Origin of the sequence: Allopseudospirillum japonicum, from assembly GCF_900108915.1 — a bacterium.
Lineage (GTDB): Bacteria > Pseudomonadota > Gammaproteobacteria > Pseudomonadales > Halomonadaceae > Pseudospirillum > Pseudospirillum japonicum.
In genome coordinates this window covers 1-16591 of the sequence record NZ_FNYH01000009.1, presented here as the reverse complement: position 1 = coordinate 16591, position 16591 = coordinate 1, and the positions used below count along the sequence as shown (strand labels likewise).

Annotated in this window: 15 protein-coding genes; 7 read left to right on the top strand and 8 right to left on the bottom strand. The window is 44.0% G+C overall.

The window, feature by feature from the left end; all coding sequences use genetic code 11:
• Positions 1–38: 38 nt before the first annotated feature.
• The 3 genes from uvrB to gloA are packed head-to-tail and all read left to right on the top strand — an operon-like array spanning position 39 to position 3736.
• Positions 39–2090, top strand: a complete 2052-nt coding sequence (uvrB, locus tag BMX05_RS08915) for an excinuclease ABC subunit UvrB (RefSeq protein ID WP_093310457.1) — start codon at positions 39–41, stop codon at positions 2088–2090.
• A gap of 54 nt (positions 2091–2144) precedes the next feature.
• On the top strand, positions 2145–3293 hold the full coding sequence (locus BMX05_RS08910; protein WP_093310454.1) for a 1-acyl-sn-glycerol-3-phosphate acyltransferase: 1149 nt from the start codon (positions 2145–2147) through the stop codon (positions 3291–3293).
• 35 nt (positions 3294–3328) lie between these two features.
• Positions 3329–3736, top strand: a complete 408-nt coding sequence (gene gloA, locus BMX05_RS08905) for a lactoylglutathione lyase (RefSeq protein ID WP_093310452.1) — start codon at positions 3329–3331, stop codon at positions 3734–3736.
• Here gloA and BMX05_RS08900 read toward each other — a convergent pair.
• The 3 genes from BMX05_RS08900 to BMX05_RS08890 are packed head-to-tail and all read right to left on the bottom strand — an operon-like array spanning position 3718 to position 8308.
• The gene (locus BMX05_RS08900) at positions 3718–5544 is read right to left on the bottom strand and encodes an exonuclease domain-containing protein (RefSeq protein ID WP_093310450.1); all 1827 of its coding nucleotides are present in this window, start codon (positions 5542–5544) and stop codon (positions 3718–3720) included. The two genes, gloA and BMX05_RS08900, sit on opposite strands and share 19 nt — an antisense overlap.
• 17 nt (positions 5545–5561) lie before the next feature.
• Positions 5562–6545 carry a DUF294 nucleotidyltransferase-like domain-containing protein gene (locus BMX05_RS08895; protein ID WP_177166858.1) on the bottom strand — a complete coding sequence of 328 codons (984 nt, stop codon included), beginning with the start codon at positions 6543–6545 and terminating at the stop codon, positions 5562–5564.
• Between the two features lie 44 nt (positions 6546–6589).
• Positions 6590–8308 carry a SulP family inorganic anion transporter gene (locus BMX05_RS08890; RefSeq protein ID WP_093310444.1) on the bottom strand — a complete coding sequence of 573 codons (1719 nt, stop codon included), beginning with the start codon at positions 8306–8308 and terminating at the stop codon, positions 6590–6592.
• A gap of 109 nt (positions 8309–8417) precedes the next feature.
• Here BMX05_RS08890 and BMX05_RS08885 point away from each other — a divergent pair, with 109 nt between their 5' ends.
• Positions 8418–9323 (top strand): MBL fold metallo-hydrolase, encoded by a 906-nt coding sequence (locus BMX05_RS08885; RefSeq protein ID WP_245710633.1) that lies wholly within the window; start codon positions 8418–8420, stop codon positions 9321–9323.
• A gap of 57 nt (positions 9324–9380) precedes the next feature.
• Here the strand turns inward: BMX05_RS08885 and msrA are convergent, their stop codons facing one another.
• Positions 9381–10616, bottom strand: coding sequence for a peptide-methionine (S)-S-oxide reductase MsrA (msrA, locus tag BMX05_RS08880; RefSeq protein ID WP_093310442.1), 1236 nt, complete (start codon positions 10614–10616; stop codon positions 9381–9383).
• 457 nt (positions 10617–11073) lie between these two features.
• Here msrA and BMX05_RS08875 point away from each other — a divergent pair, with 457 nt between their 5' ends.
• Positions 11074–11433 carry a histone-like nucleoid-structuring protein, MvaT/MvaU family gene (locus tag BMX05_RS08875; RefSeq protein ID WP_093310441.1) on the top strand — a complete coding sequence of 120 codons (360 nt, stop codon included), beginning with the start codon at positions 11074–11076 and terminating at the stop codon, positions 11431–11433.
• Between the two features lie 125 nt (positions 11434–11558).
• Positions 11559–12578 (top strand): protease SohB, encoded by a 1020-nt coding sequence (gene sohB / locus BMX05_RS08870; RefSeq protein WP_093310439.1) that lies wholly within the window; start codon positions 11559–11561, stop codon positions 12576–12578.
• Between the two features lie 7 nt (positions 12579–12585).
• Here the strand turns inward: sohB and BMX05_RS08865 are convergent, their stop codons facing one another.
• The 4 genes from BMX05_RS08865 to dbpA form a co-directional block, all read right to left on the bottom strand.
• Entirely contained in the window at positions 12586–13644 is a 1059-nt protein-coding gene (locus BMX05_RS08865; protein ID WP_143051955.1) for a hypothetical protein, read from the bottom strand.
• 170 nt (positions 13645–13814) lie between these two features.
• On the bottom strand, positions 13815–14135 hold the full coding sequence (locus tag BMX05_RS08860) for a LapA family protein (protein ID WP_093310434.1): 321 nt from the start codon (positions 14133–14135) through the stop codon (positions 13815–13817).
• A 110-nt stretch (positions 14136–14245) separates the two neighbouring features.
• The gene (locus BMX05_RS08855) at positions 14246–14581 is read right to left on the bottom strand and encodes an integration host factor subunit beta (protein WP_093310432.1); all 336 of its coding nucleotides are present in this window, start codon (positions 14579–14581) and stop codon (positions 14246–14248) included.
• Between the two features lie 216 nt (positions 14582–14797).
• A complete protein-coding gene (gene dbpA / locus BMX05_RS08850) occupies positions 14798–16186 on the bottom strand; it encodes an ATP-dependent RNA helicase DbpA (protein ID WP_093310430.1) in 1389 nt (462 codons plus the stop codon).
• 106 nt (positions 16187–16292) lie between these two features.
• Here dbpA and BMX05_RS12500 point away from each other — a divergent pair, with 106 nt between their 5' ends.
• Positions 16293–16433: a hypothetical protein gene (locus BMX05_RS12500; RefSeq protein WP_177166857.1), complete on the top strand. Its 141-nt coding sequence runs from the start codon at positions 16293–16295 to the stop codon at positions 16431–16433.
• The last annotated feature ends 158 nt before the right edge of the window (positions 16434–16591 follow it).

Sequence of the window (16591 nt, the reverse complement as noted above, 5' to 3'; positions counted from 1 at the left end):
CTTTTTTGTATCCGAAGCCTTAAAGACTGCAGAAATTTATGTCTGATGCAAGCGAAAACGATGTGCCTCAACACCATGCATTGCAAGTGGTGGCACCTTATGCACCCGCTGGTGATCAAGTTCAAGCAATTCAACGCTTAGTCGAAGGTGTACATCAGGGTTTGATACATCAAACCCTTCTTGGTGTGACGGGCTCGGGCAAAACCTTTACTATGGCAAAGGTCATCGAAAGTCTACAGCGCCCAGCATTAATTATGGTGCACAATAAAACCCTAGCGGCACAACTCTATAGCGAATTTAAGGCCTTTTTTCCACATAATGCAGTGGAATATTTTGTTTCTTATTATGATTATTATCAACCAGAAGCTTATGTGCCTGCTTCAGATACTTTTATTGCAAAAGATGCTGCGATTAATGAACATATCGAGCAAATGCGTTTATCTGCCACTAAGGCCTTGCTAGAACGCCCAGATGCTATCATTGTAGCCACAGTTTCTGCTATTTATGGTTTAGGTGACCCTGAACATTATTTAAATATGTTATTACCCCTTCAGTGTGGTGATAGAATACAACAGCGTCATTTATTACATCGCTTGGCAGAGTTACAATATCAACGTAATGATATGGATTTTCAACGAGGTACTTATCGGGTTAGGGGCGATACTGTTGATGTTTTTCCTGCTGAGTCAGAACAGCAAGCCTTGCGAATTCAATTATTTGATGATGAGATAGAAGCTTTAATTTTATTTAATCCTTTAACAGGAAAAACACAGCGACAGCTTGTACGTTGGACTTTATACCCTTGTACACACTATGTCACACCAAAAGATGTGTTAGAAAAAGCCATTATTCATATTGAGCAAGAATTGCAAATAAGGCTGCATGCGCTTAAACAAGCAGGGCGTTTAGTGGAAGCACAGCGCTTACAAGAACGTACCTTATATGATATCGAAATGATGCGTGAGTTAGGTTATTGTACGGGCATAGAAAATTACTCGCGTTATTTATCAGGCCGTAAACCTGGCATGCCGCCACCAACCTTCTTTGATTATTTGCCTAAAAATGCTTTATTATTTTTGGATGAATCCCATGTCACTGTACCACAAATTGGTGCTATGTATCGTGGTGATCGCTCGCGCAAAGAAACCCTTGTGGAGTATGGATTTCGCTTACCTTCGGCTTTAGATAATCGCCCGCTTATGTTTGCAGAATGGGAAGCTTTAGCGCCACAGATGATCTTTGTTTCTGCCACACCTTCACGTTATGAAGCCGAACATGCAGCACAAATTGTGGAGCAAGTCGTACGTCCTACAGGCTTGCTTGATCCTTTAGTTGAGGTGCGTCCTGCGCAGACCCAAGTTGATAACTTATATGAAGAAATTCAAAAAGTCGTTGCTAAAAAAGATCGAGTACTTGTGACGACTTTAACTAAGCGTATGGCGGAAGATTTAACTAACTTTCTTGCAGAACAAGGTATTAGGGTACGCTATTTACATGCAGATATAGACACGGTTGAACGGGTACAAATTATTAAAGATTTGCGTCAAGGTATCTTCGATGTGTTAGTGGGAATCAACTTATTACGTGAAGGCTTGGATATGCCAGAAGTGGCATTGGTTGCCATTTTAGATGCGGATAAAGAAGGTTTTTTACGTTCGGAAACCTCACTGATTCAAACCATAGGTCGTGCTGCTCGTCACTTACAAGGGCGTGCAATTTTGTATGCAGATAAGATCACTGCATCTATGCAAAAAGCAATCCAAGAAACAGAACGCCGCCGCATCAAGCAAGCGCAATACAACCAAGTGCATGGCATTCAACCACAGGCTTTGCGTAAACAAATACGAGATTTACTCGATGTAGATTTACCTATTTTGACAGAAGACCCTCAGGAAAAAATACAGGGATTGCCACACATTGCCGATCAAACCACATCGAATTATCAGGCTGCAAATCAGCAAGATCTACCTACACAGCTTGCTGATTTGCAAGTGCAAATGCAGGCAGCAGCGGCAGCGTTAGATTTTGAACGTGCAGCTGAATTAAGAGACCAAATCAGAGCATTAGAAAACTCAGCAAAAACAGAGTAAATCCAGTAAAATTTTCGCTAATCCAGTATTTTTTTGAGTGAACGACCCTATCCTATGAAAACCCCAGAGCTGTTTGCGGACATTCGCCCTTATCAAGATAATGAAGTTGCTGAGGTATTAACACGTTTAGTAGAAGATCCGGAATTATTAGAGGCGATTGCCCGTTTTCGCTTCCCTTATTTTTCCCAGTATATGGCCCCTATATTACATGGGCTGATTGGTTGGCGGTTAAAAAAGAAAGTCGCTAATATTCAAACAATCCATGATTTGCAACTGCAAGTTGCAGGCTATATGCAGCATATGGTCAATACGACAACAGATGGTTTTAGTGTTTCTGGCTTAGATGATTTAGCTCAAGATCAGACCTATTTATTTGTCGGCAATCATAGAGATATTGCTATGGATCCTGGCTTTATTAATCTTGCCTTACACCAAGCAGGCCGGGAAACCTTGCGGATCGCTATTGGTGATAACTTGATTAAAAAAACCTATGTCACTGATTTGATGCGTTTAAATAAAAGCTTTATTGTTAAACGCTCTGCCAAAGGTGTTCGTGAGTTAATGCAAGCTATGAATACCTTATCAGCGTATATTCATTATTCTTTGTTTGAGGAAAAACACTCGATTTGGATTGCACAACGAGAAGGACGTGCGAAAGATGGTGTGGATATTACTGATCCTGCCATTATCAAAATGTTTTTTATGCATGAAAAGCGGCGTAAAGATGAAGGCGCTTTAAATTTTACGCAAACAATAAAAAAACTAAAAATTGTGCCTGTGAGTATTGCTTATGAGTATGATCCTTGTGCTTTATTAAAAGCGCGTGAATTAAGTACACAAGATTATGCAAAAGCAGAATTTGAAGATATGCAAAGTATTGCTTTAGGAATTACAGGCTATAAAGGGCGTGTGCATGTACACTTTTCTCAGCCTTTGACCACGACAGACTATCAAGATGCTGAGCAAGTAGCGAGAGCAATTGATCAAGCCATTTTACAAGGCTACCAATTATTTCCGAGTCATTATTTAGCTTATGCTGATTTGGGCGAAGATCTACAAGGCCTAGAATCGATTTTTGCACAAATAACGGAAGCGCAAAAAGCACGTTTTGCAGAACATAAAGCACAAATTCCAGAGGCCTATTTAAGCCCTTGGCTCGCTATGTATGCCAATCCAGTACGGCGAGCCACTCAAATATCTTGATAGAAAATCAGTGCATTGATTAAGGAGAAGTTAAAATGCGTTTATTACATACGATGTTGCGTGTTGGTCATTTACAAGCATCGATTGATTTTTATACCCAAGTGTTGGGTATGCGTTTGTTACGTCAGCATGATAATCCAGAGTATCAATACACTTTAGCCTTTGTTGGTTTTGCAGATGAAAGTGAACAAGCGGTGATTGAACTAACGTATAACTGGGGTACAGAAGAATACGACTTGGGCAATGCTTTTGGCCATATTGCCCTAGGGGTGGAAGATGTTTACCAAACCTGTGAACGTATTAAAGCCGCCGGCGGTAAGGTAACGCGTGAGGCAGGTCCAGTGAAAGGGGGATCGACAGTGATTGCTTTTGTGGAAGATCCCGACGGCTATAAGATTGAATTAATTGAAAGCAAACAAGCCTCTCAAGGTTTGGGCATTTGATGCAACGCAAGCGCATCTGCGAGGGTTAAGATCCCGCGATGTGCGAGTTTAGGTAAAAGTGCAAGTAGCACCTGTGCAGTTAACAAAGCGTCCCCTAACGCCGTATGGCGATCTGTGGCCGCGATGCTCAAGTGTAAACGTTCAGCCAGCGCATCAAGGGAGTGGTTCTCATCCTGCGGCCAGATAAAACGTGAAAGATGCCAAGTATCTAACAAAATAAAATCCTGTATTGAAACAGACGTTTGCGGATGTGTCGCTTGTTCAGCCAGATATAGAGCTTGGTAATCGAAAGCGGCATTGTGTGCGACTAAAACAGCACGTCCTGCAAAACGATAAAATTGTGGTAGTACCCAAGCGATTGGTGGGGCATCAGCAACATCTTCATCGGTTAAACCATGAAAGCGGGTACTTGATGCTGGGATAGGGCGTTCAGGGTTGATGTGCTGTAAAAAGGTTTCCTGTGTGAGTAAGCCTTGGGGCAGTAAGCGGCAAGCCCCTAAACTGACGACCTTATCCCCTCGAGTTAATTCTAAACCTGTAGTTTCCGTATCAAAGACCACAAACTCAGTTTGTGTCAGCAAACGGTCGCTAGCTTGCGTCTCTGGTGCAGGCCATTGGGCAATATGCAAATTTTGGTAGCTAGGTCTTGCGGGCAAATCTGTGTGTACTGGAAAAGCCTCTGCATACGTCTGCCCAGTGGAAAAATCGAATTGCAACTGGGTATTGTGAATCTGTAAAGCCTTAAGGTGGGGATCTTGAGACACCTGCCATGTTTGTAACCAGTGCGCTTGTTCCTGTGGTGCGAGCTTTGGTGCATCAGGTGCACGCAGACTCATCACTAAACCTGTTTCGCTAGGGTGAAGGTGTAATTCAAGCTGGGTGGTGTGTAATGCTTGTGCCCAAGCACGAACTCTCGGTAAAAGGACTTTGTTAATAGATAAAATGGGCAAGCATAACCATAAAGGCAGACCAATCGGGGTGATTTCAAGATCAGGTGCACAGCTTTGTACAAGAAAAGCAAGCCAATCTTGACTAAAAACCTCCGCAGACATTTCAGTGTTTAGTAAAGCCGGTGGCAAAGTGTAAAGTAGCCAATCACTAGCATATTCATCTTGAATGGCATGCCAATGCAGCAGATACCAAGTGCTTTGAACACAGACCCAAAGTTTGGCTTGGTGACCTATGGCTGTTGGTTGACGTTCGCTTGTCGCCGTTGCCAGATAGCGGCTTAAGCAAGCTTGGTACTCATCTAAATGCGGCACCTGCAAAACCTCATCAAAGATACGCCCTAAACCTAAATGATAAGGGTGGGAAAAAATCTGTGCTGCTGCCTGATTAAATAAAAGAACACGTCTATGACGATCTAATAAGACAAGTGCAAGCGGTAGGCTATGAATAAGGACTTCAAGCTCGTGCTCTAGGTGCTGGATTTCTGCTTGCGCTTGTACATCTTGTGCTTGCTGACGATCTTGCTGCCAAGTCTGTATTAGATGCGTTAAAGGCGTATTTAAACCACTCAGCCAAGCTTGGGCCCCTGGATAGGGACCTGGCCCTTGCGTTAAGCTCTCTAATTGCGTATGAAAGTGGCGTAGAGGAAGAATTACAACTTGCTGAAGTAAATACCCTAGTCCTAAACACAGTAAGCTAGGTACAAAGGCCAACCCCCAAAGTAACCAAGCAAGGTGTGCAGGTACATAGGGATGCAAGCTCACAGCCATCCCTAAACCAATACAGGCCAGCAAAGCGGTTAACAGGAGCCAAAGACCAAGTAAGTTTTGGTGACTGGGTAACGTCTGCAAAATACGCATGGTTTTTCTCCCCAGATCTAGCAATGTGTGCGAATACAGGTTTCTAGAACGGCTAAATCCTGAGTGAAACTTTGCTTTTCCCACGGTGCAAGCGTAGCAAGATTGAACCAAGGACTGACAGGATAATCTTGTTGGTAGGCTTGCAGATTTAAAACGAGCCAGCGTTGTAAAAAACGTATATAAGCTGTGCTAAGTGCCTCACAAGTGTCTGCTCCCAAGACAGGAATCAAAGCTTGCAAACGTGCCAAGGTGTGCATCTGGGCTTGCGGGGCAATTTTGATCCCTGCTTGGTAGCTCATATAACGAACATAAGTTTGTAGAGGCAAAATAGCTTGGCGTTTTACATGCAATGCATGGGGATAAGGTGCTTGCTCGCAGGAGGTTTTGATCAGGGGCAAAGCCTCACGTAAAATTTGCGCCTGCTCTTGGGCTAATAAACTCTTAGCATACTGTGTACACCAAGTATCCTCTAAAGTCTGCCACAAGGGCATTGCTGCTGCATTGAGGGGATAAGCATCTAATAAAATATTGGCTAAGTGGGCTTGGTGACGAATACGTCGCCCAGACCAAAGTTGCCATTGGTATTGCCATTCAGGCAGGGATTTACGCCACAAAGGATACTGACTCATTACGCCCCCTTGACATTCTGGCAGACCTAAACTCACGAGAGTTTGAGTAAAATGTGCACTGAAAGCTTGTAGCCAAAGTTCCGTATGTGCATCTGCCACTTGTGGATAAATCACTGCCTGATCCTGATCGGGAAATAAAAGGGCTTCCCCACGCCCAATCGAACCTAAAATCAAAATACTTGGTGTGATAGGTGCAGGTCCCCAACCTTGATGTTGTAAATGCTGTAGGCTGGTCGTTAGGGCTTCTTGATAGGCTTGTCGCCAGAAATCAGTGAACAGAGCACAGGCGCGGTCAACACGGATTACCCCGAAAGGGGCAGTTTGCACCTCGGCCAAGACGGAGGAAACAAGTTGCTCGAATTTGGTGTGCATCCTATCAGCCTCCCTGCTTGGCATTAAGGTATTAAGATTACATATTATTTTTGCAAGGCGCAAAAAGCGCTATAGCAGCTTAAGAAGATTTGGCCTTGATGTTGTTGTAACAGTGTTAATAGGTGACTGTGGGCGAGTTGATCGCTCACTGGACCTTTAACTTCTGCAAGATGTAGCCGGACTTTAGCTTGCGCAAGACGCTCAATCAGGGTTTCGAGAGATTCTAATGCACTGGCATCAATAAAATTTACTGCAGAGCAGACTAAAACCACATCGGTCAATTGAGGACGTGTACTCACAGCGTCGAGAATTTTATCTTCAATATAGTGAGTATTGGCAAAATACAGGTTTTCATCAACTCGTAAAAAAACAGCTTGCGTCAAAGTCTGCACTTGGTGGCGTTGTACATTACGGAAATGCTCGCTATTCGGCACGCGTCCAAGTTCTGCAATATGGGGTTGCGCACTGCGTTTCAGTAGTAAGGCAATCGAGAGACTTATCCCAAGCAAAATACCGAGTTCTACGCCTAGAAACAAAACACCCAAGAAGGAAGCCAGCAGGGTTAAAGCATCGGCACGGTTAAAAGCCCAAGTCTGCCAAATAGCGGAAATATCAATTAACGGTAGAACGGCCATCACCACAATCGCGCCCAAAACGACCTTCGGCAAATCAGCAAACCAAGGGGTGAAAAAAGCGACTACTAACGCTAAAACACCCGCAGCCAGTAGCGACGCTAAGGTGGTCCTTGCTCCTGAATTGTGATTGACCATCGAGCGCCCAAAACCGCCAGCGACAGGATAAGCTTGTGTAAACGCGGCCCCTAAATTGGCTATCCCTAAAGCGAGTAGTTCCTGACGAGGGGCAATACGCTCACGTTTTTGACTGGCTAGGGCTGTAGCAACAGAAATGCTTTCTAAATAGCCGACAAGGGCAATTAATAAAGCACTGGGAAATAAAGCCTGTATTTGGCCTAGATCAAGCACTATAAACTGCCAATCTGGCAGACCTGCAGGAATCGCGCCCACTTTAGCGAGCTGTGCCTGTGGCCACAAGAAAGGTAGTAAAACAAGACTAGCCAGAATGAGTACCAAAGGGCCTGAACGCGCTAAGGTTTGTGCGGCTAGTTTAGGCCAGCCTAGGCGGATTAATTGAGGTGCAAGCTGATTTTGCATCCCCCAAAGCAAGCCTAAACACAGCAGGCTCAACAAAACCGCATCACCGGCACTTTGCGGTAGTGCGTTAGGTAGCGCGGTGATTAAGGTGAAAAAATCGCCACGGGGCAGATCAATATCCAGCAAATATTTGAGCTGATTGAGTGCAATTACCAAGGCTGCCGCACTGGTAAATCCTTTAATCACCGAGTGGGAAATAAAATTCACTATGCTGGCAGCATTTAAAAGACGCAAGCCTAGTAAACAAACTCCGACCAATAAAGCAAGTTGTGCTGCAACTAAGGGCCATTGGCTGGGATCTGTGCCCGAGTGTCGTAGGGCTTCCCCTGTCATTAAAGAAGCAATCGCCACTGGACCTACGGCCATGCTGCGGCTAGAGCCTAACAAGGCATATAAGATTAAAGGAAATAAAGCCGCATAGAGACCCATCTGGGGGGGCAAGCCTGCCAGAAAAGCATACGCCATGCCTTGTGGAATCAGCATAACCGCGACTACAAGACCCGCAAGCAGATCACCGAGGGCATCATGGCGCTGATAACTTTGCAGCCAGCGTGCTAAAGGCCAAGTGTGTAACCAAGAAGGAGGCAGCATCAAAAATCCCTCATCTTTAAATCAAAGTATGCTAAGTATATTTCTAGACATTATATAGAAAATAGGTCAGCATAAAACAATAAGTTCTAATATAATGGAGATCTGACTGATGAGCACTTCTGATACTTCTACTTCTATGACCTGTTTTGCACCTGTGCAATTTGCTGATTTTGAGGTACAAGCTTTTTTCCATCAGGATACTTCCACCTTGACTTATGTGGTTTTTGCACAAGGTGAAGCCGTCGTTATTGATCCTGTCTTGGATTTTGATGCACCCTCAGGGCGTACCTCGAATGAGAGTGTGCAACGATTGGTAGACTTCCTACATGCACATCAATTGAGATTGGTCTGGATTTTAGAAACCCATGCACATGCAGATCATCTTTCTGGCGCTCAAGCACTTAAAGCCCTTGCAGGTGGGCAGGTCGTGATTGGTGAAGCGATTACTCAGGTACAAAAAGTTTTTAAAAGCTTATTTCATCTTGACGATGTCAGTACCCAAGGGCAAGAGTTTGACTATCTGGCCAAGCCAAATCACACCTTGACCTTTGCGCAGCATGCGATAGAAGTTTTGCATACACCAGGGCATACACCGGCGTGTGTGAGTTACAAGATTGGTCCAGCGGTATTTGTCGGCGACACCTTATTTATGCCAGATGTGGGCACAGCACGTTGTGATTTTCCCGGAGGGGATGCGGCTACTTTATATGCTTCGATTCAGCGTCTACTCGCTTTACCAGAGCACACCTGCTTGTTTATGTGTCACGACTATCCACCGGAAGGACGCGAGGTCGCTTTTCAATCGAGTGTAGCTGAGCAAAAAGCAGCGAATATTCATGTTGGCCAAGGCCGCACACAGGAAGACTTTGTGCGTATGCGCAGCCAACGAGATGCAGGGTTAGCAGTGCCGCGTTTATTGTTGCCTTCAATACAAATTAATATTCGTGCAGGGCACTTACCAGAGGCAGAAGCAAACCAAGTGGCTTACTTAAAATTGCCGCTGAATCAATTATAACTTAGAGGATGCAGTGCCCAAGTATGTCGAGGCGCTGCATCCGTTCACAGATGGGGATTAATCTGCGATAAATTTGAGGACTTCCCCATTAATGCAATAGCGTTTATAGGTAGGCGGTGGGCCATCGTTGAAAACATGTCCTAGATGAATCCCAGAACTGGCACTACGCACTTCTATTCTTTGCATACCATGAGTATCATCTGGATGCAGGGTTAAGGCACCTTCGACTGGATTAAAAAAACTGGGCCAACCACTACCGCTTTCGTATTTGGTTTCACTACGGAACAGGGGGGCACCAGTAATGGGGTCAACAAAGGTACCTGCACGCTTTTCATCAAGATGCGAGCCGGTAAAAGGGCGCTCAGTCCCTGATTCGAAAGCAATTTTTTGTTGTTCTGGGGTCAACAATTGAAAACCGAGCCACTGCCAAAAACGCTGCGCATCTCCTTGATAACCTGTGTAACGACTGACTTCAACCCCTTGTTTAAACAAGACTAACGTAGGCGTGGCAAAGAGTGCTTGGCCTAATTGCCATCCTGTCGGTACTTGGCTGACTTCTGTGATCGCTAAATCCACCTCAGCTTGCCAATGTTGGGCAATATCACGTTTAAAGGCATCACAATAACCACATTCTGGGGCTGAAAACATAACTAACTGGATTTCTTGATTAAGCTGTGCGCCTTGCAAGATTTCAACCTTGTGTTGTAGAGAAGCTGGTTTAGCTGTGCTTGCCTCACGCGGAAAAGTCACGCCGGTGCCTCCCAAGCCACAATAGCCATTGGGGTTTTTTTGCAAATAATCCTGATGATATTCTTCAGCAGGCGTATACGTAGTTAAAGGGGCAATCTCTGTGGTAATGCGTAAATAACCAGCTTCTGTCAAGGCTTGTTGATAAAGGCGGCGGGTTTCTTTGGCGGCAGCTTCTTGCTCGGGCGTTTGGTAGTAAATAGCACTGCGATAATTGGAGCCAACATCATTGCCTTGGCGATCGCCTTGTGTTGGATTGTGATTTTCCCAAAAATGCATCAGTACTTGGGTGACACTCACTTGTGCGGGATCAAAAATAACCTTCACCACTTCAGCATGATTTTTGCCTTGAGTTTGGCCACTTTGTAACGCTTTTTCATAGGCGAGAATGTGGGTGTAACTAGCAGCACCATCGCCATTGGCATAACCGCTTTGCACATCAAGCACGCCTGATAGCTCGCCCATACGTTTTTCCGCGCCCCAAAAACAGCCCATTCCCAAGACCAAGCTTGGGTACTGACTTAAATCTTGAGCTTTTTGCGTCATACTTGCCACTCCTTTATTTGACCAAAACGTCAACAAGCCAAGGATACTCACCAGCAACCAAAGATGGAATCCTTGAGTAAAAGACCTATAGGGGAAAATGATCATGTGCAGCCTCATGTTTTTATCTCAAATGTCATCTAAGAGTCGGCCAACAATAAAAAGTTGCGCAGAATAAACCTAAGAAAAATAAGGATATTCTGCTTTCTTAAACCAACATGAACACAAGCAAAAATTGTACATTGGCGAAGGTCTTGTAAGTCTTACTATAGATTTTCACAGCTTATCTAGAGCGCTTGATATTAGAGAGTAATAAAAGTGCACTATGAAAAATAACTAATAGATCAGTTTAGTTAAGCAACAACTTGATTTTAAATAGCCAAAGCGTGTATTTTTAGCGCCGTCCATAAGGGGATAGGTAACAAACATTGAAATAATTATTTTAGAGGGAGTCTTCTAGATGAACAAAATCCATAAGCTACGCGAGTTTTTAGCGAAAGAAAAACAATTACAGGCATTACAGCAAGAAGTACAGCATCTTGCACAAAGTACAGCCGTACAAGAAGTGGTTAAATTTAAGCAAGAGTTACAAGCTTTGATGGAGCAATTTAATCTTAGTGAAGCTGAAGTATTAGACATGCTGCGCCCACCGGCAACACAAGCCCCCGCACAAGAAAGTGTTAAATATCAACGTGCACAAAAAATATTTCGTAACCCACACACTGGGGAAACGCTAGAAATTCGTAGCCGTAACCATGCAAAATTTCAAGCATGGAAACGGACTTATGGTGATGAAGTCGAAACTTGGTTAGTTTCTTAGTGCTTAGGCCTTCTTCTTATCAAAGGGAAGTAAAATAAGAGTCATCAACAAGGATGTTGGTGCATTTTTTGTTTCTCAATGCCATACTAAAGGTCGCAATTGATCTTGATGAATAAGGAGCTTGTGTGGAAGTTTTTATTTTTGATTATTTAGCTTTTTTACTGAAAAGCCTCACCCTCGTCGTATTATTTGCCTTACCCATTGTGCTGATTGCTGCGGCAAAAAATCATAAAAACCAAGATGAAACAGCACAATTAAAAATCAAGCACCTCAATGATGAGCTTGAAGCATATCAGCAAGAATTAGATGAACATCTACTAGATAAAAGCGCCCTTAAAAAATTATACAAGGCACGTAAACAACAAAAAAATACGGATGCAACTGAAGATAAAGCACGTGTATTTGTACTTGAGTTTGATGGTGATATGCAGGCTTCAGGTAGTGAACACCTTGCCGATTTATTAACCATTTTATCCGCTCGTATTCGTGAACAAGATGAAGTTGTTGTTTGCCTAGAAAGTGGTGGTGGCTATGTGCACCGTTATGGGTTGGCAGCAGCCCAATTAGAACGTTTACGTCAACAACAAGTAAAACTCACAGTTTGTGTCGATGCGGTGGCTGCAAGTGGTGGTTATATGATGGCAGCGGTGGCCGACACAATTTATGCAGCACCTTTCGCGCTGATTGGCTCTGTAGGGGTCGTGGCGCATGTGCCTAATTTTCATCGTTTACTGAAAAAACATGAAGTGGATTTTGAGGTTTTGACTGCAGGTGAACACAAACGTACCCTGACGTTGTTTGGTGAAAATACGCCAGAAGGTCGTGATAAATTTATTGAGGATTTACAAAAGACCCATGAGTTATTTAAACAATTTGTTCAGCAAAAGCGCCCACAAGTAGAAATCAAAAAAATTGCTACAGGGGAGGTATGGTATGGACAAGAAGCGCTTAATTTAGGGTTAATTGATGGGTTACAAACCAGCCAGCAGTACCTGCAAACACGTTGCCAAGAGGCGAATGTTTATAAAATCAGCTTGGAAAAGCCACAGCCTTTATTGGAAAAACTTGGCATTAACCTTGTGAAAGTTGCAGAAAAAACTTGGTCACGTTGGCAGGCAAAAGCGCAAAATCTCCCCAAAGCCTAATCCTGTTTTACTGATGCTGAGGCTGATAGGTGCCCCAATGCTGACATTTGGGGCATTGCCAATATAAGGTATGGCCACTGAAACCACAGTTCTGGCATAAAAACGCAGGCATTTTATTTTGTAACTCAAGTAATAAAGTGTAGAAAGCCTCAGAGACTTGCCGATCAATTTTCTGTGGTAAATGCGGAAATTCTTGCTGTTCCAACTGATGCCATTCTAATAAATGTAGTGCAAGATTTAATTGCGGGTCTCGTACAAAAAAGTGCTTTAAAACCTGTAAAGCGGCATGAGCGCCTTTTTGTTGTCGATAGGCTTGGGCTAAATATAAAGCGGCACTGGACCACTGATAATCGCGCAAACAAGTTTCCAAATAATCCTGCCACTGTGGCCAAGCATCCAGTGCCTGATAGGCTGCTTGTTGCATGGCAAAAGTAAGCGGTAAAAATGGTGCTTGATAGGTTTGAATGCTTTGCAAGCTGGCAAGGGCGGCTGTGTATTGCGCTTGTGCTAATTGCAACTCGCCACGCATCCAGTAAATACGGATATTGGCTTCATCTTGTTGTTGTGCTTGTTGTAGATAAGCATAAGCTGCTTGTGTATCTTGTTGACGTGTTGCGTATGCGGCTAATTCGCAATAATAGTGTGAACAAGCACGCCGAAAGCGGTAATGATCACGCAACATATAAGGCGATAAGGTTTGAATTGCCTTGTGCCACTCGCGTTCTTGCTCGTAGATTTTCGTCAGCAAAATACGGCTTTGGCGGCGTAAATCTGCGTGCGGACTTTTCACCAAGTCAAGTAATAAGTGTTCGGCACGGTCTAAAAGGCCGGCGGCTTGATAGTCACGTGCTAACTCAAGGTAAATTTTTTGTTGATCATAAGCGTTTAACCCACTGCGGCCACATAAGTTTTGATGTAAACGTATGGCTTTAGCACTATCACCACGTTGGCGAAACAAATTCGCGAAAGCTAAATGAGCATCCAAAGTATCAGAGGAAAGGTGCAGCGCTTGCATCAAATGGCTGATCACGTCTTCTTCAGTATCAGCAAGTTGCGTCGGCTGCACAAAGCGTGCTCGGTGGAGGTGGGCTGGCAAGGTACGTTGCCAAGGCAAAAGGTTGCAAGGCCAGCACTTGAGTAAGTCAACAAGCCCCCGTGGATTTTTAGCATGCCAAAGACCCAGTAGATAACCCAATATCAAAAATAGCGGGGGCCCAAGATATAAAAGCAGCCAACTCATGAAGTTGCTGGAGCCAGCTCTTTAGCACCTTGTTGATTTTTAAGCTGGTTCACTTCCTTTTGTAGTTTCTGTACCCGAGAACGTGCGCCAGCTAAGCGGGCTTGCATTCGTAGTAAGGTGAAAATCATCACGAATAAGCTACATAAGGCGCCACCCATAAAAGCAATCATCATCCAAGTGGCTAGGCTGCCAGCTTCAAATTGAATCAAGATTAAATCCAGTGGGACGGGCGTTTGATTGCGCAAGGCAAACCAACTACCTAAGCCCAAAAGAAAAATAGAAACCAAGGTAAAAAGTACTAGTCGAATCCATCTCATAAAAGCGTGTCCACCTTAATATTCAGTGTCAGTCATATCAGTATGCATATCAAGCCAGACATGATACCGACTAATTAGATGCTTGTGTATCCGCAGAAAGCGCAAGAGGTTTACACAAGACGCAAATGTGGGTTGATGTGTGGACGCCTGGTTGGTGCAGTTTTCGCGGCTTGGTCGACCATTTCGCGTAGTTCTTTGCCTGGTTTAAAATGGGGAACATATTTTCCCACCAAAGCAACTTGCTCGCCTGTTTTGGGGTTGCGTCCTGTACGAGGTTCGCGGTAATGCAAGGAGAAACTACCAAAGCCACGAATTTCGACACGTCCACCCTGAGCAAGGGCATCTGTCATTTGTTCCAAAATAAGTTTCACGGCAAGTTCGACATCTTTGACGGGAAGGTCCGTTAACTGGGATGCAATTTGCTCGATCAGTTCAGATTTGGTCATCAGCCTTACTCCCAAGTTGATGATTCAAGATTAGGTATCGCCTGCGCTGTGGACGAAGGAATGAACAAGAGTCTATCGGATTTAAGCATACTCAGAGGTTAGGCAATACACAACCTAAGAATGCACTAGAATTGACGTGCTTTCAGTAAGTTAGCTAGATTTTAGTCGGATTGCGGCATTTTCTGTGCTTGTGCAAGATTTAACACCCTACCTGAGTTAAACACGTCTTACTTTGAATTTACGTCCTTTAATCCGGCTGTGTAATAAGTGCTGCAAAGCCTCTTGAGCTACAGGGGTTGCCACAGCAACATAGGCCACATAATCTAAAATATTGATTTTGCCCACTTGTTGACCTTGAATACCACCTTCATTGGTTAAGGCACCGAGTAAATCACCTGCACGTACTTTGTTCTTTTTGCCCCCATCAATCATTAAGGTTTGCATTTTAGGCGGTGTTTGCTTGTTGTGTTGGTGTGGTGCATCAGTTGGGCGTATTGCTGTGGTTTGGATACTGATGTGCATTTGTTGCTCAATACGCATCAGTTGTGGGTATTCTTTCTCAGTACACAAGCTAATGGCGAGGCCTGCTTTGCCCGCGCGTCCTGTGCGCCCGATACGATGCACATGGACTTCAGGATCACGCGCCAAATCATAATTAATGACTAAAGGTAAATCACTAATATCTAAACCACGCGCGGCAACATCCGTGGCAATCAGTAAATGTGTACTTAAATTGGCAAATTTAATTAACACTTGATCGCGTTCATTTTGTTGTAAGTCACCATGTAAGGCCTGAGCATAATAGCCTTGATTTTCCAGAAAATCAGTTAACTCACTGACATCCTGCTTGGTATTACAAAATATAACCGCGTGTTCTGCCTGATATTGATTTAAGATCATTGCCAACGCTTGAGGTTTTTCTGCGGTCTGTTTTACAGCAAAAAACTTTTGTTGCAGATTGAGTGAAGAAACTTGCTCTTCCACCTTGATGGTGACAGGGTCTTGTTGGTATCCCGCACTAATCGCTTGAATGCCTTGCGGATAAGTTGCAGAAAAGAGCAAAGTTTGTCGTTGTACAGGCGTGTACTGGACAATATCCGCGATGGCCTCAGCAAATCCCATATCTAACATGCGGTCGGCTTCATCGAGCACCAGAGTTTTCACTTGACTAATATCTAAAGTTGCTTTGCGTAAGTGATCCTGAATCCGCCCTGGCGTACCGACAATGATATGTGCACCATGGGCCAAAGAGCCAATTTGTGGGCCAATGGGCATACCACCACAAAGTGTGAGTACTTTAATATTGTGTTGATAACGCGCGAGTTTACGTATCTCATTGGCGACTTGGGCGGCTAACTCACGTGTTGGACATAAAATGAGCGCTTGGCAGCCGAAATACTTCGCGTGAATGCGTTCAAGTAAACCAATGCCAAAGGCAGCAGTTTTACCACTACCGGTTTTGGCTTGCGCAATCACATCGCGGCCTTGCAAAATCCAAGGTAAGCTTTGTGCTTGGATGGGTGTCATGTGTTGGTAGCCTAGATTTTCTAGGTTTTTTAATTGGGCATTGGCGAGTTTTAAGCTGGAAAAGGCAGGATGATTCACGGAAGTCTCAACTATTAAATTAAATAAAGCAAAATATTAATCGGTTGAGTATAACAAGCTTCCATGCCAAGACCTATAAATAATAAGGGATTAAAGGAGTTTCCATTTGCAAGCTTTATTGTTAGTTACCCTCAGTTTATTGCTGACTGGCTGTTTAGGGATGCCAGAAAAGATACAGCCAGTACAAAATTTTCAGTTAGACAAGTATTTGGGCACTTGGTATGAAATTGCCCGCTTAGCAGAATAGCCCGAAAACCCTCGCCCAATGCGGGCGGGGATGAAAGGGCTAATCAGGCGTAGCCTGATTTTATACAAAATCCTTGTGATGTTATCATCAAAAGATTCCAGTAGAGAGCGCTTACATGTTAAAAGCCACGAAAATCAGAATTTACCCAACCCCAGAAC